Here is a 24,161-nt window from a genome sequence, read left to right on the forward strand (position 1 = left end):
GAGAAGGTGATCTGATCCATGGTGGCAACGATCCTATGCGGTTGACGATGGCCGTATTATCGCTGATTTTGGGGACTTATTCAGAGTCTCCCTAGGTGAAGCTGGACTTCTGGAAAAGGATCTGAAAGGCAAAAATGTTCACACTGTAGAGCACACGGAAAAGCCTGCAAGAGAGGGCTTTATGTCTGGCCTGTCTAACGTAGCTAAGCCGCTACTGGTCATTGCTGCTCGTTTTGGGAATGCAAATGTTGGCTACCAGGCTGAAGGTAAATGGTCGAACTATCACATGAAGGACTATCCTGTCACGGAAGAGGTGGTTCAGATGCCTGATGAGTCCCATGATAACTACATGGCTCGGGTGCATCAGACGATCGCAAGCGCTCGACAACAAACTCAAGTGTCTAAAGAAATACTGGAGCAGCTTCACGACACGTACCCAGGCGAAGGTGCTGATGAGGAGTCCGAGTAATCATGCGGCTTAGGCACATACCTATACTGGGACTTTTCCTCAAGTACCTGAATCTATATGCGGGGCAAGGAAAGCCAGAACATCTTCATAGGGTTGCGCCTGCGCCTCTTTGGCTTGATCGGGTCTTAGTTGAACTCATTATTAATCTTGTTTTTGTCGCGCTTCTTTTTGTTGCTGCGGGAGATGGGCGTCATGATCTTGATTTTTCCGGGCTAGCAGTCAGCGTATTCCCTTCCTTATTGGGGTTCGGGATTGGTGTTTTTGCGCTGATTTTTGTTTTGCCTGATGACTTCCTGACTTCGTTAGACAAGCGTTCAGCCAACACTGGAGTTGGATCAACTCTTTTAGTCGCGGATATGGCATTTCCGTTAATCTATCTGGCTTTTGGGTTAGCGGCATCAGCGATAATCGAAGAAATTTGGCCGTCTGTTTGGGGTCAAGCTGTGCTTTTGTTGATTTTCCTTTATGGCTTGACCCTGGTTTGTGACCTGATTTCTGGCATTGCTTCAGCGGCATATGCGCTGCGGCACAGACGAGGGAAGCAGGCTCAACAGGAAGTGGAGGCAGTACCAGATGGCGAGAAAAAGCCAGAGGAGTAATAGCAGAAATAAAACAATATCTTATATGCACAAAACCCGGCTTTGAGCCGGGTTTTTTTATGGGTAATTGATATGAAGCGACAACTACTTCTTGAACAGCTTGAGCGCCATGAGGGACTTCGCCTGAAGCCCTACAAAGACACCGTGGGCAAGCTCACCGTGGGCTATGGCCGCAACCTGGATGATCGGGGCATCAGTCAGGACGAAGCGGAATTCATGCTGGATAACGACATCGATGAGGTGGAGGAGGATCTGAGGCGGCTGCCGCTGTATCTCTCCCTCGATCCTGTCCGGCAAACCGTGATGGCCAATATGGCGTTCAACATGGGGTTGCCAACGCTGCTGACCTTCAGCCGGATGCTGGGAGCCCTGGGTGAACGTGACTGGGACCGTGCCGCTGCTGAGATGCTGAACAGCAAGTGGGCCCGGCAGGTGGGCCGGCGGGCAGAAGAGCTTGCCGATCTTATGCGCCGTGGCGAAGCCTGATAGCGAACTACTGACTATGGATAAGCGAATGCCGGAACGACTGATTCCAGAGCTCATTCAGGGCCTGCTGAAATACAAAGAAGCACTGCTGGCTATTGTCATTGGCCTTGTGGGTGGTGGCCTGTCGTTTCTTTCGGATGTGAAGAATGGCAAGCGAAAGTGGGACCTGACCGCGTTCCTGCTGGCTGCGTCGTCTGCGGGATTCCTGACACCATTTTTGTACATCGTGTGTGTGGACCTTTTCCAGTGGACTGCTGGCCTCTCTCTGGCTTGTAGCGGCATCGTTTCCCACATGGGCGCTGACAGGGTGCAGAAGATGCTGGTGGCCTTCTTTAGCAGGAAGTTCCAATGAAGACGCGGGTCATTGTCATGGTGGCTGTGGCCATTGGCCTGGTGGTTACGGGCTGGACTTCCCGTGGCTGGTTTGAGGATGCCAAGCGTCTGGCTGTGGTTGAAGACCGGCAGGAGCTGGCAGAGCAGATCCGGGGTGATGTCTCAGGCATAGCCCAGAGTGTTGAGCAGCGTCTTGGAGAGCTGCAGGCCAATGAACGCATTATCGACCGGGGGATTATCCGTGAGATCCAGAAGCCGATTTATCAGCGTGTGTGTGCTGAGCCTGCTGTTGTCCGCATGCTCAACGCAGCCCTCCGGGGTGAGCCTGACACCAGACCAGCAGAACCTGCTGGCCAAATGCCCCCAGGTGCCAGCCCAACTACGCAACGGGAAGGGCGGGGAGATGGTGCTGGTGATTAAGGAAGTGGCGGCCGTGTACCAGGATTGTGCCACTCGGCATAACGGGTTGGTGGATGCCCTGGAGGCCTACTGATGCCCGGTGCTATTCCCACTCCGTGCAGGGCTGCAACATGCCCGGCAGTGACCATCAACCGTAACGGTTACTGTGACGCGCACCAGGACAAGGCCAGTGGCTGGATGAACCAAGACCGTGGGTCAAGCGCAGAGCGCGGATATGGGGGCAGGTGGAAGCGTATTCGTGCCCGCATCATGCGCAGGGATAAGGCCTTATGTCAGCCATGCCTGGCAGAGGGCAAGGTGATGCCGGCAGTGGCTGTTGACCACATCATCAATAAGGCTGAAGGCGGTACCGATGCAGACGAAAACCTCCAGGCCATTTGTAAGCGCTGTCACAAACTGAAAACCCAGCAGGAATCTCTTCGAGCCCGGGGGCGGGGTTAAAAGTCTGAGGGGCAAAAGGTGTCGACCGCTGTCTGTCGGTGATTTTTTTTGATGGCAAAATTCAGGTAGGGGGGGTATCCGAAAGGGTGCCCCTTTTTTTATGGGTCGCAGACCAGAACCAGCACAACTCAAAGTTCTTCAGGGTAACTTCCGAAAGGATCGTCACAGCCACGGTGCGAATGAGCAGCGCCCCATTGGTCTGCCGGAGTGTCCGAAATGGATGCCCCGGGCGGCCAAGAAGTACTGGAACGAAGTAGGCCCTCAGTTGGAGGAGGCCGGGCTGATCTCGTTGCTGGACCAGGCCGCGTTCGCGGCGCACTGCGATTCCTACGGTAAGTTTGAGGAGATCACCAAAAAGCTGAAGCGCCTGGAGGACATGGTTGATCACACGCCGCAGAACTACGCGGTGCAGTCGGTGTACTTCCAGATCCGTAACAAGCTGTGGGACCAGGTGATGAAGAGCGCCAGCGAGTTCGGCTTGAGCCCGGCAGGTGCCAGCAAGGTTAAAACCCAACAGCAGGGGCAGTTGGATCTTGGCGGGTTTGGGGATCTTTGATGGCCCGGGACTACGTAAGCATTGCCCTGGAGTACGCAAATGCAGTTCTTAACGGTGACATCCCTGCCTGCAAATGGGTACGCCTGGCTTGCCAGCGTCAGTTGAACGATCTGGCCCGGGAGGGCACTGACAGCTTTCCGTATTGGTGGGAACCCCAGCTTGCGAACCGGGTTTGCCAGTTCATCGAATTGTTGCCCCATGTGAAGGGGGAGTGGGCACGGCACCGCAAGCGGTTGGAACTGTCGCCCTGGCAGATCTTCCGGCTGACAACGGTTTTCGGCTGGATCAATGAGGAAGGATACCGCCGCTTCAAGACCGCCTATAACGAGATGCCGCGAAAGCAGGGCAAGTCGTCGGAGACTTCTGGCGTTGGGCTTTACCTGCTGACTGCCGATGGTGAGCCAGGCGCCGAAGTGTACAGCGCCGCCACCAACCGAGAGCAGGCGCAGATTACCTGGAAGGACGCCAAGCAGATGGTGCAGCGCACGCCGGCCTTCCAGGCCCGGTTCGGCGTTGCTGCCAGCTCAAACAGCATTTTCGTTGAATCCGCCAACAGTGTGTTCCGCCCGCTCAGCCGCGACCAGGGCGGCAACCACGATGGCTTGAACGTGCACGGCGGTCTGATTGATGAGCTGCATGCTCACAAGACGCGGGAAATCTTCGACGTTATTGAGACCGGTACCGGCGCCCGTAAACAGCCATTGCTTTGGTTGATTACTACCGCTGGCTTCAACCGTGCCGGGATCTGTTACGAGCAACGCGCCTACGTGACGAAAATTCTGGAAGGCGTGGTGGAGGATGAAAGCTACTTCGGCATCATTTACACCATCGACGATGACGACGACTGGACAGAGCCCAGTAGCTGGGAAAAGGCCAACCCCAACTGGGGCGTGTCGGTGAACCCAGAGGATATTGAGCGGAAAGCCCGCAAGGCCATGACCATGGCTGCGGCCACAAACAACTTCCTGACCAAACACCTGAACGTGTGGGTGAATGCGGATACCGCCTGGATGGATCTGCAGGCCTGGGAGAAATGTGGTGATCCCGCCTTAACGCTGGATAAGTTCGAGGGTCGCAAGTGCTGGATCGGCCTGGATCTGGCCAGCAAGATCGACGTAGCCGCCCTGGTGCTGCTCTTCGAAGATGACGACGGCTGGGCCACCTTTGGCCGGTATTACATTCCTGAAGAGGCTGCCGAAGAGGGCAGGAATCAACACTACGCCGGTTGGGATCGCCAGGGGCTGATTACGCTAACGCCGGGCTGTGTTACTGATTTCGCATTCATTGAGCAGGATCTGCGGGAGTTCGCCAGCCGCTTCGATATTCAGGATGTCGCCTTTGACCCGTGGCAGGCCACGTACCTGGCCACCCGCATGCAGGAAGAGGGTATGCCCATGGTGGAGTACCGGCAAACGGTGGCCAACATGAGTGAGCCAATGAAGACCCTCGAAGCTCTCACGCTGGATCAAAAGCTACGCCACAACGGTGACCCGGTGCTGACCTGGATGATGTCGAACGTCGTGGCGCACCTGGATGCCAAGGACAACATCTACCCCCGTAAGGAATTCCCGGAAAACAAAATTGATGGAGTCGTGGCGCTGATCATGGCTCTGGGGCGGGCGATTCGCCAGCAGGAACCTGAATCTCAGTATGTGGACACTTCATTCTTAGGGCTTCTCTGATGGGACTATTTTTACGAAAGCGAACAGTGGAGCCGCAAGAGCCGAGCATGGATCTGGTGCGGCTGGAGGCGGAGCTGGAAAATACCCGGCGTGATCTCGCCAATGTACGCAATGAGACTCAGAGCTGGGGCAGTGGTTATGAGGCGCTGCAGGATCTGTTTGCGGCTCACGCGAACGTGGCCGGTGTTCATGTGGATGACAACACCGCCATGCGGGTATCGGCGGTCTATGCCTGCGTGCGGGTCATCGCCGGCGCTATAGGCAGCTTGCCGTTCCAGGTATACCGAAGTACTGAAAACCATCGGGAGCGTTTCAACCAGCACCCACTGTACCGGGTGATTCACACTGAGCCGAACCCGCAGTTATCAGCAGTGGTGTTCTGGGAAACGGTGGTGATGCACATTCTGCTGGCCGGAAACCACTTCAGCCTGATTGCCCGCAATCGTGGCGGCCAGCCCCTGGGGCTCACGCCGCTTAAGCCCAGTCGAGTTGAAGTAGACGAGCGTGGAGGACGGTTGATTTACTTCGTCTATTTCGATGATGGCAACTGGGCGGCCTTTGACCAGGACGACATTCTGCATGTTCCCGGCGTGGGATGGGACGGCCGGCGTGGCCTATCGGTCATTCGCAGTGTTGGGCAAAACAGCATTGGTACCGCGCTTGCCGCCGATGAATACAGCGGCAAGTTTTTCGCCAACGATTCCACCCCGCGTGGCTATATACGCTTTCCGGATGGCAAAAAACTGACCGATGACCAGGCGCAGGTGATCCGCGATTACTGGTTCGAGAAACACCAGGGAATCAGCAACAAGCACCTGCCGGCTTTTATTCCGGACGGTGGCGAATTCAAGGAAATCGAAATGTCGGCTGAAGACTCTCAGCTGATTGAAACCCGCAAGTTCCAGGTGAAAGACATTGCCCGCATCTTCGGTGTGCCGCCCCACATGATTGGCGACACCGAGGCCTCCAGCAGCTGGGGTACCGGTATTGAGCAGCAGTCCATCGGCTTTGTTCAGTACACCCTCAAGCCTCACTTGACCCGCATTGAGCAGGAAGTGAACCGCAAGCTGTTCCGCTCTGACGAGTACTTCGCAGAGTTCAACGTGTCGGGGTTGATGCGGGGCGATATCAAGGGTCGAAACGAGGCCTACAAAATCGCGCTGGGTGGTAACCAGCAAGTGGGCTACATGACCGTGAACGAGGTCCGCGCCCTCGAAAACTTGCCGCCGATTGATGGCGGCGATGAACTGTATAAACCAGCAACCGGAGGACGGCCCAGTGCGCAACAAGCTGATGAATCTGATCAAGGATAATCTGCAGGAGAAGCGGGATTTCCGAGTTCGCAGCGAGGGCGAAGAAGCGACCCTCTATCTGTATGACGTGATTGATGACCTTTGGGGAATCTCTGCCGAGATGGTCGCCCGAGAGCTGGCTGATTTGGATGTTTCCACCATTCACTTGCGTGTGAACAGTCCGGGCGGTGATGTGTTTGCCGGCCGTGCGATCCAGACCGTACTGGCGCAACACCCGGCGCGGGTGATTGCTCACATTGATGGCCTGTCAGCCAGTGCGGCCACGTTCGTAACTACGGCCGCTGATGAGATCCGCATGACGGATGGCGGGTTCTACATGATCCACAAGGGGTGGACGCTCCAGATCGGTAATGAAGACGACATGCTGAGTGTGGCGAAACTGCTGCGCCAAGTTGATGAGAGCATTGCCCGCACTTACGCCACCCGCTCTGGCCAGGCAGAAAACGACATCATTGCCTGGATGGCTGATGAAACCTGGATGTCTGCTGAGGAAGCGAAGGAGCGTGGTTTTGTTGATGCCATTGATGTGGTGACCAAAGGCAGCGCAGCCCAGAACATGAGCCGTTTCAACCTCAACGCCTACAGCAAGGCACCGAAAATTGAACCGCCTGAGCCAGACCATCAGGCATACCGGGCGCACCTTGAACGGCGCCTGCAACTGGTTGGCGCTTAGCGGGCACCGTTAAGCACCTGAACAGCCGCCCACGGGCGGCTTTTTTTATGCGTGAAAACAGGAGCACGACTTATGAACCGGTCCATTCAGGCCCTGCGCGAAGAGCGCACCAAACTGGCGGCTGATGCCCGCAAGCTGCTCGATGATGTCGAGCCCGAAGAGTGGGGCAGCGAGCACAATGCCGAATACGACAAGCTGGTTGCCAACATTGAAAACCTGGACAGCCAGATTGACCGCCACCAGAAGCAGCTGGATATCGAGGCTGCCAACAAACAGTCCATTCAGGATCGTGCCGATATCAACGGCATTTCCACCGATGAGGCTGAGCACCAGGCGAATCAGGAGAAGGAAATCTTCAACACCTACATGCGTGGCGGTATGGATGCCCTGAGCATGGAGCAGCGCCAGATGGTGCTGGCCAAGGCCCGCGAGGTGCGCGGCGATATGTCCACCGGTACCGGATCCGAGGGTGGTTACCTCGTGCCCCGCGAATTCTCCACGATGATGCTGGAAGCCCTGAAAGACTTCGGCGGCATGCGTGAGGTGGCCAACATCATTCGCACCAACTCCGGTGCAGGCATGGACTGGCCCACCACAGACGCCACCTCGGAAGAGGGTGAAATTGTTGGCGAGAACGGTGCGGTTACCCGGCAGGACGCCACTTTCGGTACCAAATCGCTGGACACCTTCAAGTTCAGCTCCAAAGCCATCGCGGTGCCGTTCGAACTGCTGCAGGACAGCGCCATCGATCTGGAAGCCCACATCATCGCCCGCCTGCAGCAACGCCTTGGCCGGGTGACCAACCGCATGTTCACCACTGGTACCGGTACCGGCCAGCCCGGCGGCGTGGTGGGTGCTTCTGCGGCCGGCCGCGTTGCTCCGACCGGTCAGACCGACATCGTCACCTGGGAAGACCTGCTCCACCTGAAGCACAGCGTGGACCCGGCCTACCGTAATGGCGCCCGCTTCATGTTCCATGACCAGACCTTGAAGCACCTCAAAATGATGAAGGACGACCAGAGCCGCCCGCTTTGGGTTCCGGGTGTCGCCATCGGTGAGCCGGACACCATTGATGGTTCTGGCTATGTGATCAACCAGCACATGCCGGAGCTGGCGGCTGGTTCCAAGGCGCTGCTGTACGGCGATTTCAGCAAGTACATCATCCGCGATGTTATGCAGTTCATGCTGTTCCGCATGACCGACTCCAAGTACACCGAGAAAGGCCAAGTCGGCTTCCTGGCCTTCATGCGTTCTGGCGGTGGCCTGATGGACGTCGGCGGCGCGGTGAAGCACTTCGCTACTGCAGCTTCCTGATGATCGGGAGGCTGCGGCCTCCCTGATCTTCCGGTACTTCATGAATCAGCCATAAAGGGAGACCCGACATGGCAGCCAAGAAACAGAACCAGCAAAGCCAATCCTCTGAAGCTCAGAAGTCGGATGCGCCGCAACAGCAGGAACTGGGGCAGGGTGACCAGCAGCAGGAGAATCAGGGACAAGCACCCGAAGCTAAACCTGATGCCACTAACGGTCCTGCAGACCAGGGCGGTGACGCGGCAGGCTCCACCTCTGATCCAGGTCCAGCGACAACGCCCGACCCTGGTGATAGCGAAGACCAGGATAGCGATGCCGAGCAGGAAGTATTCGTGCTGGTGGACCACAACCCGTTGGGCCTTAAGTGCGCCACCGTGGCCACGATGCCGGCTTCTCAGGCTGCAAGGCTGGAAAAGCAAGGCATTGTCGACACGGCTGAAGAGGCTGTTGTTCGTGGCAAGGCGAACCAGACCGGCGCGGCTGGCGGTGATCAGGTCATTGAGGATAACGACTGATGATCACCCTGGCCGAAGCAAAAGCCCATCTGCGTGTTGAGCATGAGGAAGAGGATGCCCTGATTCAGTCTCTGGTGGATGCCGCTGTGCTGAACCTGGAACACGAAACCGGGCGGGCTTTGCGAGTGCGGGAGGAAACGCTGGTGCTGGACCGCTGGCTCAATACCGTGGTGTTGCCATGGTGGCCGGTGCGTTCCGTTGTCGACATCACCTACGTGGACCCCATGGGTAACTCCCAGGCGCTGAGCAGCTATGCGTTGGATACACGGAAGTACCCGGCTAAGCTTCGGCCGGCCTTTGGTGAAGCGTGGCCGGAAGTAATTGATGGCCATGAGGTGATTGAAGTGCAGGTTGAGGTGGGCATGGACGCTCTGCCCGAAGATCTCAAACGTGCCGCCCTACTTTTGGTGGGCCACCTGTATGAGCATCGGGAGGCGGTCGTGATTGGCACCATCACCAGCACATTGCCGATGGCCGTTGAATACCTGGTGCAGCCTCACCGGATCATGAGGGTAGGGTAATGCAAGCCGGCAAACTCAAAGACCGAGTAACCCTATACAGCCCTCGCACCGGCACCAACCCGCCAACCTGGCCGAAAGTTGGCAAAGCCTGGGCCGGATTCGCTGAACCCAAAAGCGCTGGCCGGGCAGAACAAACCGGCCTTCGCGCGAGTGATAGCACGTTTGTGCGCATGCGGTACCGCCCCGGCGTCAGTCATGGTCAGCTTATCCAGCGGGATGGGGATTGGTACATCATCGAATCAGTGGAGCCGGGCCAGAGCCGCAGTGAGCTGATCATTTCGGCCAGGCGCATCATTGGCGAGGGCGCCACCTATCACCAGAAAGATGGCGCTGAAGATATCCCGGTGCTGGCTTTCCTTACCCGGGAAAACATTTACGTGGGCCCCATGAATGAGCCGCGCCATCAGATTGAGCTGTTCCAGCCTCAACTGCCTTACCCCTGGGGCCGCCGTGGTGACGCGGTAACCCTGAACGGCGCCAGCTATATTGTTGATGGCGTGGTGGAGGGGAGTGATGACGGGATCACGCTTCGAATAATGGGGACTTTGTGATGGCAAGGCGTAGACCTGGTGTTCAGCTCACCGGCCTGGAGTCGGCCGTTGAAAGCTTGAAAAACCAGCCCGCAGCCATTCGGCGGGCCACCCGCGCCGCTATCAACGACCAAGGCCGCGAGAGTAAGAAGGAACTGGCTCAGAAGATTGCCACCGATGGCATTTCCCGCGCCAAAGCCGGCGGACAAATAAAGCTTCAGCGAGCCACCAACAAAGATCCGGTAGCAGTGCTGGCCCCCACCAGCCGCCGAATCCCATTCCGTTTCTGGAAAACCACGACGAAAGTCACCGACAGCACCGGAACCCGTGCCAGCGTTTGGATACGCAAAGGCGGTCAACTGATGCGCGTGTGGGGCTTTGTGAACCCGAAGGCCCGCAAGCGGCGAGTGCTGGCTCGGTATCGCAAGGCTGGAGAAGACCGACTCCGCGAGGCCTCTGGCCACAGCATCAAGTTGCACTTTCAGGCCGCCGCCGATGATCGCTACCGCAAGTCTGTTGGTGAAAGTCTGGGTGACAAGTTCATTCACCGTTACAACGAGCAGCTGAAGAAATGACTGATAAAGCTAAAGCGACGCAGGTGGTGGATGAGCTGATTCGCCGGCTGAATGAAATCAACCAGGCCAACGGCTACGCCACTGATCTTCCGGAACCCGTGCTTGACGATGATCCGGCCCTGTATTTTGACCAGCACAGCCACTTGCCCTGCATTGGTATTCGCAACCTGACCGACCGCCTTGCCACCAAAGGCAGCACCTCAACCAACCAGACACGAACGGTAGAAATCGTGGCCTACGTGGCCCGAGAGCAGGGCGCCCGCGCCCGGCAAGACCACTTGCTGCAAGACATCTACCGAACCCTGTTCAGGCCAGAGAGCATCAAGTTCAACGGCCTGGCTGTCGAGATCGAAGCCGGCGAGGCTCAGCTCGACGACGTGGAACTCGGCACGAAGATTCTGCCGATCTACCTGCCGATCATCATCACGTATAACACCCTGAACTGGAGATAACCCATGGACCAATATCAAGACACTGGCCTCATCTTCGCCGGCAACATCTACATGAGTGAAATTGTGGATGGTGTGCCGGGTGAATTTGCGGGCCCCATCAACGTTTCCCGGCTGGAAATGACGCCTCCGCAGCCGGAGTCGGTAGACCGCACCAGTTACCAGCGTGACACCTACGGCCAGGTACTGGACTCCGTAAACCTTCCGGGCGAAGCCCCGCGCATGGCTATGGACTTTGACTCCCTGCCATCTGGCCTGCTGGCGGATGCTCTGGCCGGTACCAGCGAAGCCTACAGCGCCACCGTGCAAACTGTAACCGGAGAGTCGGTCACTCTGAAGCAAGGTCTCTGGAAAAAGCTGCCTTACCCCAACGTGGACGAAAGCACCATCACTGTCACGCTGGATTCAGACGGCACCACCGAACTGGTGCGCGGCACTGACTACGATGTGGAGCCGGTCAGTGGCCTGATTCGCGCCCTCAATGAAACCGGTGCCGTAGCCGTGACCGTGGATTTCGACACCCTGGAGGCCAGTGGTCAGCGCATTCTGGGAGCAACCGAAATCTCCAAAAAGCGCCAGATCATCATGGATGGCGTGAATCTGGTAACCGGCAAGAAAGCTCATGTGACCATCCACAGTGCCAGCTTCAGTGCCACTCAGGCGCTGGACCTGATGGCCCGTGAAATGATCACCGGCACCCTGGAAGGCACCATGACCACGCCTGCTGGCAAGACCAGTCCCTATGAGGTCGTGATGCACGACTAATTCCCATCGGGTGGTTTTGGACGCCCAATTATTCGCCACTGAATACCTGGAGAACACCATGACCAAACCAACGCAACAGGCAGCCCCGGACCTGGTTGAAGTCGAGTTGAAGAAAGCGCACCGCCACAAGGGTAAAGACTATCCGGCGGGTGAAAGCATTGAAGTCACCAAAGTCCAGGCGGAACGCCTGAAACGGCGGGAAGTGATCTGAGCTGACCGCCAACTGTAAGAAATACACCCCGCTCCGGCGGGGTTTTTCGTTTTTGGAGCACCCATGGCCAACCAGAAGCAAGAAGTTGAACTGCTGATTAAAGCCGGTACCGAGGGTCTGAAATCCCTGGGTCAACTGGTGAAAGAGCTGGAATCGTTGGGAGAAGACACCAGCGAAGCCAGCGAGAAGCTGGAAGGCCTTGCCGGTGCTCTGGATGAACTGCGCAGCCAGCAAAAACTGGTACGCCAGTTCGCTGATCTGAAGAGCCAGACCAAGGATCTGGCAGACCAGCAGGCCACTGCAAAAGAGAGAGCCACAGAGCTTGGCCGCGCACTTGCGCAGACCGAAAAGCCGACACGGGCGCAGCGTAACGAATTTGAGAAAGCCAAAAAGGCAGCCCGGCAGGCGGAGGACGCCTGGCAGGACAACCAAAGACAGTTAAACGGGCTGCGTGATTCCCTGGGGGAGGCGGGCATAAGCACCCGGGATCTGGCCAGCGAGCAACAGCGCATCAAGCGTGAAATTGCTGGCGTGGATGAGGAGGTCGGCAGTGTTACTCATGAGCTGTCGCAGATGAGGGACAACGCCCGGGCTGCTGCCAGAAGCTCGCGAGAGCTGGGCGAGGAAACGGAGGGATCCGGCAAGAAGGTCAAAAAGTTCCGGGAGCGTCTGAAGGGGCTTTCTCCGATTCTCGGCAAGGTTGGCAGTGGCCTCAAGACTGCAGGCCTGGCGGTCACAGGTTTTGTTGCTGCGGCTGGTGCATCTGCCGCCACCATGACCATCTTCAGCAAAGGCCAGGCGGAGCTTGCTGATGAATTGACCAATACCAGTAATGCCCTTGGTGAAAGCCGAAAGAACCTGCAGCTCTGGCGCATCGCGGGGGATCGGGTAGGGCTGTCTGGTGAAAAGGTCACCGACATTCTGCGCAATGTCACCGAGCGCCTGGGTGAGTTCAGCCGCACCGGCGGTGGTGAGGCCGTCGATGTAATGGATACGCTCAATCTGAAGATTGAGGAGTTTCGGAACCTTAGCCCCGCCGAGCAGATGCAGAAGCTTGGCCAGGCCATTGGGAGCCTCAGCAGCAAGTCCGAACAGGTGGCTCTTCTGGAGAAATTGGCCAGCGACGCCAGCCAGCTCCAACCACTGCTGGATGATAACGCCGCTGGCCTGCGGGCCATTTTCGAGCAGGCCGAACAAGAAGGGGCGATCTACTCCGAGGAAGAGCTGAGCAAACTCAACCGCGCAAATGATATCTACAACGATATCGATCTGAAGATCAGGGGCCTGACCGCCCGCGTGGGTGCGGAGTTGGCGCCGGTTGTGGCCGATGCCACAAACCGGATCGTGGATCTTTTTGATCAGTCCGAGGGGGGAGAAAAGCTGGTTAGCCTTTTCCGGCGCCTCAGCGAATCGGCGGTTGGGTTTGTCGAGCGTCTGTCGGATAACTCAGATTCGCTGGGCGATAAGTTCTCCACTCTTACCAGTACTCTCTCATTTCTGGGAAATACTGCAACGGCTGTATTCCGTGGCGCCCAGGCTGCCGCAGCATATTTCCTGACGTTCCTGGCGACCGGCATTGCCGGTGTCATGACTGCGGTTCAGGGATTGGCGCTGGCCCTCAATAAGGTTGGGGCGGTCTCGGATTCGGCTTATCGCTCCATAGCTGCAAAGGCTGAAGCCGCCCGTGCTTCCGTTATGGACCTGCAGGCGCAGACTCTGGAATACGGAGCTGGAGCGGCCGAGGCTGCCAAGGCGGCTGTTAACGCATTCAATGAGACCGAAAGCGCTGCCAAAAAGTCGGCTGAGGAAGTGGAAGCGGCTGCCGGCACGCTGACGACTTTGCCGGAGGATATCAAGTCTGCTGCGCAGGCAGGGGAGGAGGCCCTAAAGCGCCAGTCGGAAGAGGCGCGGAGAGCCCGGGATGAACTCGGGGAGTTGGGTGTCGATTCCAGCCAGGTGCTGACCGGTGTCGCCAACGATGCGAGAGCGTCAATCGATAGTCTTGGCGAGATGGCCAACAAAATCGCAGAGGCAGGGTATGAGGGCGAGGAAGCTGCCAAGCTGTTTCAGAATGGCTTTGAGCAGGCCTTGGAAAAAATCAATTCCAAGGAAGGGCTGCAGGCTCTGCAGAGCGAAATTGAGTCCCTGGCTGAAAGTGGCCAGATCGGTTCTGAAGGCGCTGCCAAGGCTCTGGAGAAGGTTAGGCAAAAGCTCGTTCAGCTCAAACTAAGTGGTGACGATGCGGGCGGCGGACTCAAAGAAAACCTGAAGGGTGTAGAGGAGGAGGGCAAAAAGGCATCTGAAGCCGTCGACGATGTGGGTGACTCAGCCGAGGACTCTGGCAACAAAGCCGCTGCCGCCTTCGACTGGTTCGGCGCCGTACTGACCGCCGCCCGAACCGCTGTCACAAAGCTTTCCAAGTCTGCCCGGAATCTCTTCGAGAACGAAATCGGCAGCAACGCCTTTGTGCAGGAAGCGGAAAGCGCCCGAGAGGCGCTGTTCCGAGTGGACCAGGAGCTGACCCGGGTTCAGTCCTCGCTGAACCGCGTTGGTGCTCATGAGGGGTTCACCCGCTGGGCCCTGGAAACAGAAGAGGCCTCCCTCAGGGTCCAGCGCCAGTTCTGGAGCCAGGCTGCCGCCATGGAAAACCTGGTCGACCGGGTGAACTCGGGATCCTACTCCATGCAGGAACTCGACAACATCGCCGCCCGGGCCAACGACCGCTTTGACCTGCTCGACAGCCAGCGCCTGGCTGGCCTCCAGTCCGCGATTGACTCTGCCCGCAGCAAAATGGAAAGCCTCAAATCGAGTGCCGAATCGGCGCTTAACTCCCTGCGCCAGAGGCTGGCGGACATCAGTGGCGACACCGAAGAAGCCCAGCGCCTGCAGTACGAAGCTGAGCGCCAGCGCCTGGAAGAAGAGCGGGATCGGGCCCGGAAGGCCGGAGCTGATGAAGCTGCCGCCGATTACCAGAACGCGCTCGACACCCTTGAACAGATCTACAAGGTCGAGCAGCAAAACCGCAAAGAAGAGCAAAACGAGCGCGAGAAAAAAGCTGCCGACCGGGCGCGGGAGCAGGAAATGGCGGAGCTGGAGCGGCAGAATGCCCGACGGTCAAACAAGGCCAATCCGCCCGCCAACCAGCAAGTCTCCACCCAGCCCGTCAAAACGATCAACGTGAATCTGGGTGGCGAGACGTTCCGTGTCGTGGCGGAGGATGATACCGCGCTGCTCAATGCGCTCGAAAAAGCACGAGGTACCGCCGCATGATCACCCTCTCAGACGGCACAGAAACGATAGAACTGCCTGAAGATCTCAACTGGTCAGACCGCCACTGGTCACCCGTGGCGCAGGCTTTCACCCGCTCGGTTACCGGCAAGCCCATCATCCAGGAAGCGGCCAGCCAGCAAGGCCGGCCAATCACCCTGGAGCCGCCAACCGGCGGTGGCTGGATGCTGGCCAGCAACGAACCTCAGATCACCGACTGGCACGACACACCGGGGCAAAAGCTCACCCTGGACTACCACGGCGAGATCCACGCCGTGCAGTTCCGCCACCACGACGGTCAGGGCTACGAAAGCACCCCCGTGCGCTACGTGATCCAGCCAGCACAAGACCCCAGCCACCAGGTCATCCCCACATTCCGATTCATCACCGTGGAGCCGTAATCCATGCCTATTCAAGAACAGAACATCAAATTCCTGGCCAGCCAGGTCATGGACGACGTACCCGAAGGCGGCGGGGCGGCAACCGGAAACGAGATTCCGGATGGAGAAATGAACAACGTCTATCCGGATATCAGTGACCTCGATCGGGCTATGGGCCGCTTTAACCTGCGCAAGTTGTTTCTTGCTGTCCGGACGCTGAGCACTGATCTGTTCGGAGGCGCGAAAACCGTGGTCACCGCGCTGCCGGAAGACCCGGCCATCGGCTACACCCTGTTCACCACCGATGCCCCGTTCGACACCCGCGAACAGGCCGCCAACCGCGTGGAAGCCTATTTGTTCAAGGGGCCAATGTGGCACGGGGCGCTGTATGAAAACCACATCGAGGGCATGCGCCAGATCCGGATCATCCAGCGCGACGAAAGCACCACGCTGCCACCGCGCGGCAAAACCCTGTGCCTGGTGCAGAACGAAGGTGAGCCGGGTGAAAAAGAACAGTACGTGCGGGTAACCGATGTCAGTGCCGAAATGCAGACATTTACCGGTGAGGGTGGGCAGCCATTCCAGCGCCTGATCGTGTCGTTGGATCTGTCCGACGCCCTGCGCTTTGACTTCACAGGCCACCAGGTGAATGAATACGACAATTACAACTACAACATCGGTGCCCGCCTGCGAGACACCACCGTGGCCGATGCCACCCGTTACTTCGGCGCACAATACTTGCAAGCTGCTGCCAGCATCGGTGATTACTCGGTACGCGCGCAGAGCATGTTCACCCAACTCGTGCCAGCCGCCCAAAGCGAAGAACCGGTCACCAACCAAAGCCTGAACCCGGAAATCATCCGCACCATCAACGCCGGCACCCGCGATGTGGAAGCGCCACAGCAGGCGCATTCTTGGGCGCGGACAATCACCCCCGAAAACCGCTCCCGCAACATCGTTCAAACCCTGTCTCCGATCCCGGCCCCGGGCAGCCTCACGTTCTCATTCATGGCCCAGGGCAACTTCTACACCCTGACCGACAATGGCGAAGGCCAGCTCTCCGGCAGTGACCCGTCCATCGGCGTGGGCACTATCGATTACACCACCGGTGCGGTAAGCATCACCATGGGCGCCCTGCCAGATGTCGGAAGCAGTGTGATCGGCATCTTCGCCAGCCCGGTGCATTTCCAGAAGCTGGCGGGCCATGCCGACATAGACGCCACCATCACTCTCGAGCAAAGCGTTGGCGAACCCATCAAACCCGGCAGCCTGACGCTGACTTGGCTGGTGGATGGTGTCACCAAAACAGCCACCGCTGCCGCCAACGGCACCATCAGCGGAGACGCCACTGGTTACGCCAGCCACGTGGCCGGGGAGTTTGTGCTGGAGCTGACCACCCCGCCAGATCCGCAAACCAAACTGGGCGCGGACTACGAGCGGCAAACCGCTGAAACCCTGGTATTCAATGGCTTATCAGAAACCGATGGCATGGTGTCGCTGAATGTAGGTGAGGCGGTGGAGCCGGGGACCATGGAGGCTGAGTGGTATAGCGAGTCAGTCACCAAGCGAGACTCGGTTATTGTCGAAAATCGCATGCTTTGGGTGCCGGGAAAAAGGACGAATACTGAATCAACCACCCGTCGATACCACAACATAGTTTCTGATGACGGCACCGGAGGTTGGGCAGGATCAGCCGGTGCTGTCGATTACCAGAACGGTTCCGCAACCTTGGGAGTGTTGCCGGATGTAATGACCGAGCAGAACTGGAGCTCAGATACCGGGGAGTGGAGAAGTAGCAGCAATCAGTCCGGGTCCGAGGTTACGCGGTTTGCAACGGGTACAGTCACCGTCCGTTACGTGCCCGCTGGCGCTGCGGCTACAGCGGTTTCCACTGAGCTGGATCTGCCCCCGCTGCAAATCCGCGTGCTCCCGCGGCTGCTCGACATCCTGACCGTTCAGGGTTCGGTTGAGTTCATCTGGAACGGCAAAACCTACATTGACCGCCAGGGCGCCATCTACACCGACATTCAGGCCAACGGCAGCGGCACCCCAGTCGGATCCATGGATTACCTGAGCGGTACTGCGACCTTGGACGATTACGACACCGGCAGCGGCGCGGTTGAGGTCACCAGCCTGCTGGGCGTGTATGGCGACTGGTTCACCGGCGAAACGTTTTTCCGCGCGCCATCTGCCCCGCTGATCCCGCAAAGCCTGCAGGTGCTCGCCACCACAATCGAAGGCGAACAGATCAGCGCCACATCAGACCAGGACGGCAACATCGTAGGCGACCGTGCCACCGGCCAGATCAATTACCAGTACGGCACCGCCGAAGTGGCGTTTGGCCAGCTCGTGGACGACAGCACCCTGACCGCTGAGGAAAAAGCCGAATCCTGGTACGACCCGGCCAACGTCAACGCAAGCGGGATGATCTGGAGGCCCACCTACGTCCAGCCCAGCACCATGCGCTACAACGCGGTGGCCGTGAGCTACCTGCCGCTGGACGCCGACATCGTAGGCATCGACGCCGTGCGCCTGCCTGCCGATGGCCGCGTGCCCATCTACCGCAAGGGCGATGTGGTCATGATCATGCACCCGCAAGACTCCGCCCCGCAGACCGTGGCCAATGGCGACACCATCGCCACCCGCCCGCGCCTGGCCTGGGTGCGTGTGCTGGACGCCGATGGCGACCAGGTGACCACCGGCTACACCCTGGACAGGGCCACCGGAAATGTCACCTTTGATGATGTAACCGGCATCATCATGCCCATCACCGTGCGCCACACGGTCGGCGATTTGCGCCTGGTGACCGACGTACAGATCACCGGCGATATCACCGTGAGCCGCCCACTCACTCACGATTACCCGGCAGGTGAAACCATCGTCGCCAGTTGCCTGATCCATGGCGACCGCCGCGCGCGAGTTTCAGCGACATGGGATGAGGAAACCTGGAATGGCACCTGGGCAGATGCCAGGCAGGGCGACGAAGCCACCGCCACTCTGAACACCATCGACCACCCCATCACCGTCACAAACGAGGGCTGCGACACAGACCGCTGGCTGTTCCGCTGCACCAACGCCAGCACCAATGCCTGGGAGCTGATCAGCGAAAAGCGTGGGCTGGTTTGGTCCGGTACCTACACCCAGACCGGTGACGACGTGGCCCCTATCAACCCCCGCACCCGGGGCGAAGACGGCGCCGGCGGTGTGCCCTACATGACCATCCCGGCCGCAGCCAATGGCGGTGGCTGGAATACCGGCAATGTGATCCGAATCAACACCGTAGGCGCAATCGCCGATTTCTGGATTGCCCGCGCTATTCAGCAGTCTGACGAACCGCTGGATGAAGGCGCAGATGGCTGCGAAATCTACGCCCTGGGCAACATCGACCGACCGTAACGGAGACACCATGGACATATCACCAGCGCACCAGACGGCAGTAGAGGAAGCCACCCGAGTGCCGGCGCTTCACGCTCGCCTGGCCCTGCTGCAGCAAACAGACGAGCAATCCACCGACCGTGCCAGCATCGCCATATTCGGTGGTACCCGCCCGAGCCCGGGCGGCACACCAGCCAGCGGGCCGATTGTCACCATGCTGATGACCGCGAACGCCGGTGCGGTCGATGAGCAGCTATACCAGCTCGCCCTCGATGCCCCGCTGGAGGGGCAGAACACGGGGGCCGCCCCGGACACAGGCACCATCCCAGCCTGGGCGCGGATCTATAACCCTGCCGGCGGTTGGTGGGCCGATGTATCCGTGTCTGTTGAAGGCGACGGCGGGGAGATTCAGATGGTGGCCACCGGCACCGAGGGCGACCCGGCGGAGCCAGTAGTTCGGCTTTTTAATGGGGCGTTTGCGCGTCTGACTTCAGCGCTTTTTCAGGGGTGATTTATGACAGAAACGAACTTGTTTGTATTCGGAGAAAAGAGCTTCGATCGCTGGCGGGCGTTCTATGTTGATGAACAGGGACAGGGGGACATAATTCCTCCTCCTGATGTAATTGACGGCTGGGTCTATGACATCAGCTTTGCGCCAGACCAAACATTGATGGCGGTTGCAGCGAACAGTGGTATCAAGGTTCTAAACACTTCCGATTTCTCGCTGGTGGCAGGAGCCCCAACTTCTGGAACTGCCCACGGATGCCATTTTTCGCCGGACGGCCAATTTCTGGCGGTGGCCTATCGTTACAGTCCCTATTTTGAGGTGTACAGCACATCGGATTGGTCCGTGGTGACGTCAAAATCCGAAGGTTCCTGGGTGCATTCGTGCCACTTTTCTCCAGATTCTTCCATGGTCGCCATTGGTCGCGAAAACTCCCCCTATATCAAAGTATTCAGCACAACCGATTGGTCTCTTTCTGCTTCGCCGTCACCAGCCAATGGCGAGCAACAAACTCGATGCGTAAGATTTTCATCAGGAGGACAATGGCTGGCGACAGGCCATGTCGATGGTCGACGGCTGAATGTATTTGATACCTCCGACTGGAGCTCATTATCAGTTCCGAGCCTGCCCGGCGGCGGGTATAACGCAGGTTATGGATTGGAGTTCTCTGCGGACGACTCAAAGTTGGCGGCAGCGCATGGTGCAAGCGGAGATTCTGAGGGATTTCAAGTTATTGATACTGCCACTTGGACATTGGACGCTGGGGTTCCAGACTTTTCCAATTGCCGCTCGGTTTCCATTTCGGATGATGGCATTTACTACGCTGTGGGGAGCGATACAAGCCCCTACTTGAAAATCTATGACTCACGGGACTGGTCTGAAATTCCGGGATTTGACACAAATCTTGCAAACAGCGGAGTCTGGGCTGTCAGGTTTGCACCACAATCGGTGACCAAGAAGCAGGCGACGGTCGAGGTCAAAGCGTTTGATGGTTCTGCCTATGCCGGGGCGCAGATCTCCCTGAGAAAAGACAACGGCGGGCTGGTGCTGACTGGAACCACTGACCAGTCCGGCACCGTTGGAATCGCCAGCCCCCTTGTGCCCAACCGACTTTGGGCAACGGTCATCGGCGCCACGACGGATGCCGCAAAAGTCATTTATCCGACAGCGGCAGTTGATACCGTCTACCTGCCCTATGACGGCGAGCGAGTGACTATCAGCAGCAATCTCACCACCCAATCCGGCGCCCCCGGCGATGAGGTAGTGATCCGCAACTGGACCACCCGCGAACTTGTCGTCAAAGTTGTGCCGGACGCCAACGGCGATTGGAGTGCCCAGGTGCCGCCGGGCACCTACGATGTCAGCTACATCGCCGAGAACTGCGCCCCGGTGATCCACGGCCCCTACACCGTAGAGCTGCCGTGACATGGGCTACCGCCCGCCGGAGCGCACAGCGCCGGTCACCCTGACGGTCGGCTATAAAGCCCCGGGGCTATACCACCCCCGCGTGTTGACCGAGAACTACCAGCCGCCGGCGCTGGGCGAGCCGCAGTGCTTGCCCGAACAGTATCAGGCCCCGAATATTGCCGACGGCCTGACCCTGCTCACGCCCTACAGCCCGCCTGCGTTCGCCCCAATTGCGCTCGATACCCGGTACATCGCCCTAGCCGGTTTCGAGCCGGTCACGCTTTACACCCCGTATCAGCCGCTGGCCCTGGGTAAGCCCATCGTCATCACCGAGGGTTACAAAGCGCTCGACCTGGGGCAGCCCCGGGTACTGGCGACGGACTACACCCCGCCGGCCATTACCGCCCGTGTAACGATTGTAGACCCGTATGCACCGCCGGAGCGTTCCCTGCCGCTGGTACTGACCAACGGAATCACGGACGAAAGCGACGAGCCGGACGCCGAAGGGCGACTGCTGGCGGATCTGCCAAGACCCGTCCCGGCGATCACCTTCGCCGCCTTCGGGGCACAAGACACCACCTACAACCCGCCGCCCCTATTGAGCGCCGTGGTCCTGCGCGTGGGCTACATCGCGCTCCCGTTGGACAACCATGTGGAGCTGTCCGAGCAAATCGAGCCCGAGTCCTCCACCTACGGCAACTTGCGGGCCGATACCCCGGCGCCACGGTTCAGCCTGACAGCCACAGGTACCGGCGAAACCATCGCCGCCGGGGCGCTAGCTGCCCAACTGCCAGCCACAAACCCACCGGTGGCCCTGACCAGCGAAGCTGTGCAGAACCTGGATCTGCCAGACAACGACGGCACCAGCACCCGAACCCGCCACGGCACCCGCTACCCGGACGCCTGGCAGGGCCTGGCATTCCGGCAGCACCACGGCCAGCCAATGGCATTGCTCCTGCAGGCGGACAACCAGGCGATGGAGCAACGCCGCAATAGTTTGGCCGCACCACAAGCGGAGATGATCCGCTTCCAGCGCCCGATCCGGCAGGGGCACCAGCATGGCATCGACGCCGGCAGCCACATACAGGCTCCATATGCCGAGGCCATCCGCACCCGGGCCAGCCAGCAGGAGCGCCACCAGCATGGCATCGACCGTCATGGCAACTCCGGCCTGCCCCATGCAGACACCATCAAGCGCCGGCCATCGGTGCGGCTGGCGGAACAGCAGGCACAACCGGCAGGCCGTGGCCTGGGCATTGGCAACCGGGAGGCATGGCCCGCCGGTACCCGGCTGGAAGTTCGCTGGACCAAAGCCGATCACCCGGCACCCGGCTATTGGTGGCCCATCTACCAGCCCCCGGGCCTTCAAGTCGTCATGCCCACCGACGACTATCAGCCCCCGGCGCTCCGTTGCCCGGTTCTGCTGGGCAAGGGCTACCCACAGCAGCCGTACTGCCCGCCAGAGCCAGAACAGCCCACAATCATCATCCCGATCCGGGAGGAATACCGCGTGATCAACGACTTTTCCATCACCGAACTAGACGGCACTCCGCTGTCTGCTGAGGATTTCAGCGCCAGCATCGACGCCGACTCATGGACTTGGAGCTGGAACACCCGCATCCCCGCCAGTGCCATGCCCCAAGTGCGGCCAGACACCACAACCCGAGTGGAACTGATCGCCACCATCAACGGCGAACCGCTGCGCCTGGTGGTTGAGAATATCCAGCGGGAACGGAAGTTCGGCGAAAGCTGGCTGCGCGTCTCCGGCCGTGGCCGTGCCGCTTTACTGGCTGATCCCGTGGCGCCGGTCATCCAATACACCAACGACACCGCCCTGACCGCACAACAGGCCCTGGCCGAAGCCCTGCAGGACAACGGTGTGCCTATCGGCTGGAACCTGGACTGGCAGATTGAAGACTGGCAGATCCCCGCAGGCATCTGGTCCCACAACGGCACCTGGATAGACGCCGCCAAACGCATCGCCGAAGCCGGCGGCGGTTACGTACAGGCCCACGACACCGACCAGACCCTGCAAATCCTGCCCCGGTACCCGACCGCCCCCTGGGCCTGGGACAGCGCCACCCCGGCCATCTCACTGCCCGAGGATGTTGTGGAAGTGGAAGGCATCGACTGGCAGGAAAAGCCCGCATACAACGCGGTATGGGTTCACGGCGGCGAACAGGGCCGGGCCGACCGCATCATCATCGGCAGCACCGGCGGCACCAACCCCGCCCCGACCATCGTGGACGAACTGGCTACCGATCCGGCCATGACCCGACAACGTGGCCTGGCCCTGTTGGGTGACACCGGCAAGCAAGCCAACATCAGCCTGCGGCTCCCGGTCCTGCCCGAAACCGGCCTGATCCGCCCCGGCGCCCTGATCGAGTACCACGAACAGGGCAACACTCGGCGCGGGCTCGTGCGCAGTCTGAGTGTCAGGCACAACTGGCCAGAGCTATGGCAAACCATCGGAGTAGAGACCCATGAGTAACATTTACAAGCGATTGCTGGGGCTACTACCCAGTGAGCCCCGAGACAAAGGCGCGGTGGTAGCGACAACGCCAGACGGCGCCATTGTCGAACTGGTCACCGGCGCCCGGGTGCGGGTGCGCGGCACAGCATCCGTGGGGGAGCATGTGTTTATTCGAGGGAAACAGATTGAGGGGCCTGCACCGGCGTTAACCGGAACCGACCAGATAATCTGAGTGAATGCAGTCGAGCCAGAACTCTCCCTGGAGTCACACCACTGGGCAGGTGTCGCGTCCACTAGGCAGGCATCCGTGCTTGCTGCTTCCATGCGAGTGGACGTGATTACTCTACCTTGCTGTGCATAAAATACTGTGAGCGAAGTTATAAACTTCATATAAGAGATGTCTTACATTTTAGTTTCGGTAGTACCCGCTCCAATTTGAGACGCAGCCATTCCTGAAGTAGACGTAGCTCGCGGATCCGCTAGGGTAGTGATACGCCCATTGTGTTGTTCCCCCCGTGTTTATAGACGAAGGCTGCCCCCAGGAGCGCCTGACATCCGCTGGTTTCATTCCCCGCTTTATCTGATGCTTGATGGTCAGCCTCCGCATCTCGGTGCTGCTGATGTAGGGGCACTCATCCTGAGATCTTGATCTTTTCCTTTCCTCGGGCTGGTACGTTTCCACGTCTGTTCCCGTATCTAGTTGCCCACCAACAGTTACGGGGGACACCGTGACTTCCTCGGCGTCATCACCGCAGGGAGAATCTGAAAAAACCGTCTGGCCGTCTACATCACATTTGAAAACGGCAGCAATAGATAGGGATGGGCTGGCCAAAGCCAGTACTAACAAAGTCCATTTGATCATGCTCACCTCCATAAAACACAGACTATCCCATGGAGCCGCGATC

26 protein-coding genes are annotated in these 24,161 nt (G+C 58.9%); 25 read left to right on the forward strand and 1 reads right to left on the reverse strand.

Translation table 11 applies throughout. The annotated features are described in order from the left end of the window. Window positions 1–181: 181 nt before the first annotated feature. The 25 genes from HNR38_RS14025 to HNR38_RS14145 all read left to right on the forward strand — a co-directional run bounded on the left by HNR38_RS14025 (window position 182) and on the right by HNR38_RS14145 (window position 23,488). On the forward strand, window positions 182–469 hold the full coding sequence (locus tag HNR38_RS14025; protein WP_221275834.1) for a hypothetical protein: 288 nt from the start codon (window positions 182–184) through the stop codon (window positions 467–469). Between the two features lie 2 nt (window positions 470–471). After that, complete coding sequence (locus HNR38_RS14030) at window positions 472–1,068, forward strand: hypothetical protein (protein ID WP_183705399.1); 597 nt, start codon at window positions 472–474, stop codon at window positions 1,066–1,068. A gap of 72 nt (window positions 1,069–1,140) precedes the next feature. Then, window positions 1,141–1,554 (forward strand): glycoside hydrolase family protein, encoded by a 414-nt coding sequence (locus HNR38_RS14035; RefSeq protein ID WP_183705401.1) that lies wholly within the window; start codon window positions 1,141–1,143, stop codon window positions 1,552–1,554. 28 nt (window positions 1,555–1,582) lie between these two features. Next, window positions 1,583–1,906: a phage holin family protein gene (locus HNR38_RS14040; RefSeq protein ID WP_183705403.1), complete on the forward strand. Its 324-nt coding sequence runs from the start codon at window positions 1,583–1,585 to the stop codon at window positions 1,904–1,906. Then, on the forward strand, window positions 1,903–2,307 hold the full coding sequence (locus HNR38_RS14045) for a hypothetical protein (RefSeq protein ID WP_183705405.1): 405 nt from the start codon (window positions 1,903–1,905) through the stop codon (window positions 2,305–2,307). The genes HNR38_RS14040 and HNR38_RS14045 overlap by 4 nt, the downstream gene beginning before the upstream one ends. Before the next feature lie 249 nt (window positions 2,308–2,556). Then, window positions 2,557–2,748: an HNH endonuclease gene (locus HNR38_RS17575; protein ID WP_343068331.1), complete on the forward strand. Its 192-nt coding sequence runs from the start codon at window positions 2,557–2,559 to the stop codon at window positions 2,746–2,748. Window positions 2,749–2,848: 100 nt separating this feature from the next. Further along, window positions 2,849–3,304 (forward strand): phage terminase small subunit P27 family, encoded by a 456-nt coding sequence (locus HNR38_RS14055; protein WP_183705410.1) that lies wholly within the window; start codon window positions 2,849–2,851, stop codon window positions 3,302–3,304. Next, window positions 3,304–4,986 carry a terminase large subunit gene (locus HNR38_RS14060; RefSeq protein ID WP_183705412.1) on the forward strand — a complete coding sequence of 561 codons (1,683 nt, stop codon included), beginning with the start codon at window positions 3,304–3,306 and terminating at the stop codon, window positions 4,984–4,986. Before HNR38_RS14055 ends, HNR38_RS14060 begins: the two co-directional genes overlap by 1 nt. 47 nt (window positions 4,987–5,033) lie before the next feature. Further along, complete coding sequence (locus HNR38_RS14065; RefSeq protein WP_183705414.1) at window positions 5,034–6,299, forward strand: phage portal protein; 1,266 nt, start codon at window positions 5,034–5,036, stop codon at window positions 6,297–6,299. After that, complete coding sequence (locus tag HNR38_RS14070) at window positions 6,265–6,972, forward strand: head maturation protease, ClpP-related (RefSeq protein ID WP_221275835.1); 708 nt, start codon at window positions 6,265–6,267, stop codon at window positions 6,970–6,972. The genes HNR38_RS14065 and HNR38_RS14070 overlap by 35 nt, the downstream gene beginning before the upstream one ends. A 72-nt stretch (window positions 6,973–7,044) precedes the next feature. Then, a complete protein-coding gene (locus HNR38_RS14075) occupies window positions 7,045–8,286 on the forward strand; it encodes a phage major capsid protein (RefSeq protein WP_183705418.1) in 1,242 nt (413 codons plus the stop codon). Between the two features lie 68 nt (window positions 8,287–8,354). Continuing rightward, window positions 8,355–8,798, forward strand: a complete 444-nt coding sequence (locus HNR38_RS14080) for a hypothetical protein (protein WP_183705420.1) — start codon at window positions 8,355–8,357, stop codon at window positions 8,796–8,798. Continuing rightward, complete coding sequence (locus HNR38_RS14085; protein WP_183705422.1) at window positions 8,798–9,319, forward strand: head-tail connector protein; 522 nt, start codon at window positions 8,798–8,800, stop codon at window positions 9,317–9,319. Before HNR38_RS14080 ends, HNR38_RS14085 begins: the two co-directional genes overlap by 1 nt. Beyond that, window positions 9,319–9,870, forward strand: a complete 552-nt coding sequence (locus tag HNR38_RS14090) for a head-tail adaptor protein (protein ID WP_183705424.1) — start codon at window positions 9,319–9,321, stop codon at window positions 9,868–9,870. Before HNR38_RS14085 ends, HNR38_RS14090 begins: the two co-directional genes overlap by 1 nt. Further along, on the forward strand, window positions 9,870–10,424 hold the full coding sequence (locus HNR38_RS14095) for a hypothetical protein (RefSeq protein ID WP_183705426.1): 555 nt from the start codon (window positions 9,870–9,872) through the stop codon (window positions 10,422–10,424). The genes HNR38_RS14090 and HNR38_RS14095 overlap by 1 nt, the downstream gene beginning before the upstream one ends. Further along, a complete protein-coding gene (locus tag HNR38_RS14100; RefSeq protein WP_183705428.1) occupies window positions 10,421–10,876 on the forward strand; it encodes a hypothetical protein in 456 nt (151 codons plus the stop codon). The genes HNR38_RS14095 and HNR38_RS14100 overlap by 4 nt, the downstream gene beginning before the upstream one ends. Window positions 10,877–10,879: 3 nt before the next feature. Next, on the forward strand, window positions 10,880–11,638 hold the full coding sequence (locus HNR38_RS14105; RefSeq protein WP_183705430.1) for a phage tail tube protein: 759 nt from the start codon (window positions 10,880–10,882) through the stop codon (window positions 11,636–11,638). Between the two features lie 58 nt (window positions 11,639–11,696). Continuing rightward, a complete protein-coding gene (locus tag HNR38_RS14110) occupies window positions 11,697–11,849 on the forward strand; it encodes a DUF7210 family protein (protein WP_183705432.1) in 153 nt (50 codons plus the stop codon). A gap of 63 nt (window positions 11,850–11,912) precedes the next feature. Then, on the forward strand, window positions 11,913–15,119 hold the full coding sequence (locus HNR38_RS14115) for a hypothetical protein (protein WP_183705434.1): 3,207 nt from the start codon (window positions 11,913–11,915) through the stop codon (window positions 15,117–15,119). Next, the gene (locus HNR38_RS14120) at window positions 15,116–15,517 is read left to right on the forward strand and encodes a hypothetical protein (protein ID WP_183705437.1); all 402 of its coding nucleotides are present in this window, start codon (window positions 15,116–15,118) and stop codon (window positions 15,515–15,517) included. The genes HNR38_RS14115 and HNR38_RS14120 overlap by 4 nt, the downstream gene beginning before the upstream one ends. Before the next feature lie 3 nt (window positions 15,518–15,520). After that, on the forward strand, window positions 15,521–18,892 hold the full coding sequence (locus HNR38_RS14125) for a hypothetical protein (protein WP_183705439.1): 3,372 nt from the start codon (window positions 15,521–15,523) through the stop codon (window positions 18,890–18,892). 10 nt (window positions 18,893–18,902) lie between these two features. Then, window positions 18,903–19,382 (forward strand): hypothetical protein, encoded by a 480-nt coding sequence (locus HNR38_RS14130; protein WP_183705441.1) that lies wholly within the window; start codon window positions 18,903–18,905, stop codon window positions 19,380–19,382. 3 nt (window positions 19,383–19,385) lie between these two features. Beyond that, complete coding sequence (locus HNR38_RS14135; protein WP_183705443.1) at window positions 19,386–20,801, forward strand: hypothetical protein; 1,416 nt, start codon at window positions 19,386–19,388, stop codon at window positions 20,799–20,801. Between the two features lies 1 nt (window position 20,802). Then, window positions 20,803–23,274 (forward strand): hypothetical protein, encoded by a 2,472-nt coding sequence (locus tag HNR38_RS14140; RefSeq protein ID WP_183705445.1) that lies wholly within the window; start codon window positions 20,803–20,805, stop codon window positions 23,272–23,274. Continuing rightward, window positions 23,267–23,488, forward strand: a complete 222-nt coding sequence (locus tag HNR38_RS14145; protein ID WP_183705447.1) for a hypothetical protein — start codon at window positions 23,267–23,269, stop codon at window positions 23,486–23,488. Before HNR38_RS14140 ends, HNR38_RS14145 begins: the two co-directional genes overlap by 8 nt. A gap of 177 nt (window positions 23,489–23,665) precedes the next feature. Here the strand turns inward: HNR38_RS14145 and HNR38_RS17625 are convergent, their stop codons facing one another. Continuing rightward, window positions 23,666–24,130 carry a DUF4124 domain-containing protein gene (locus tag HNR38_RS17625; protein ID WP_425488695.1) on the reverse strand — a complete coding sequence of 155 codons (465 nt, stop codon included), beginning with the start codon at window positions 24,128–24,130 and terminating at the stop codon, window positions 23,666–23,668. Between the last annotated feature and the right edge of the window lie 31 nt (window positions 24,131–24,161).

This window comes from Marinobacter oulmenensis (assembly GCF_014201735.1).
GTDB classification, from domain to species: Bacteria; Pseudomonadota; Gammaproteobacteria; order Pseudomonadales; family Oleiphilaceae; genus Marinobacter; species Marinobacter oulmenensis.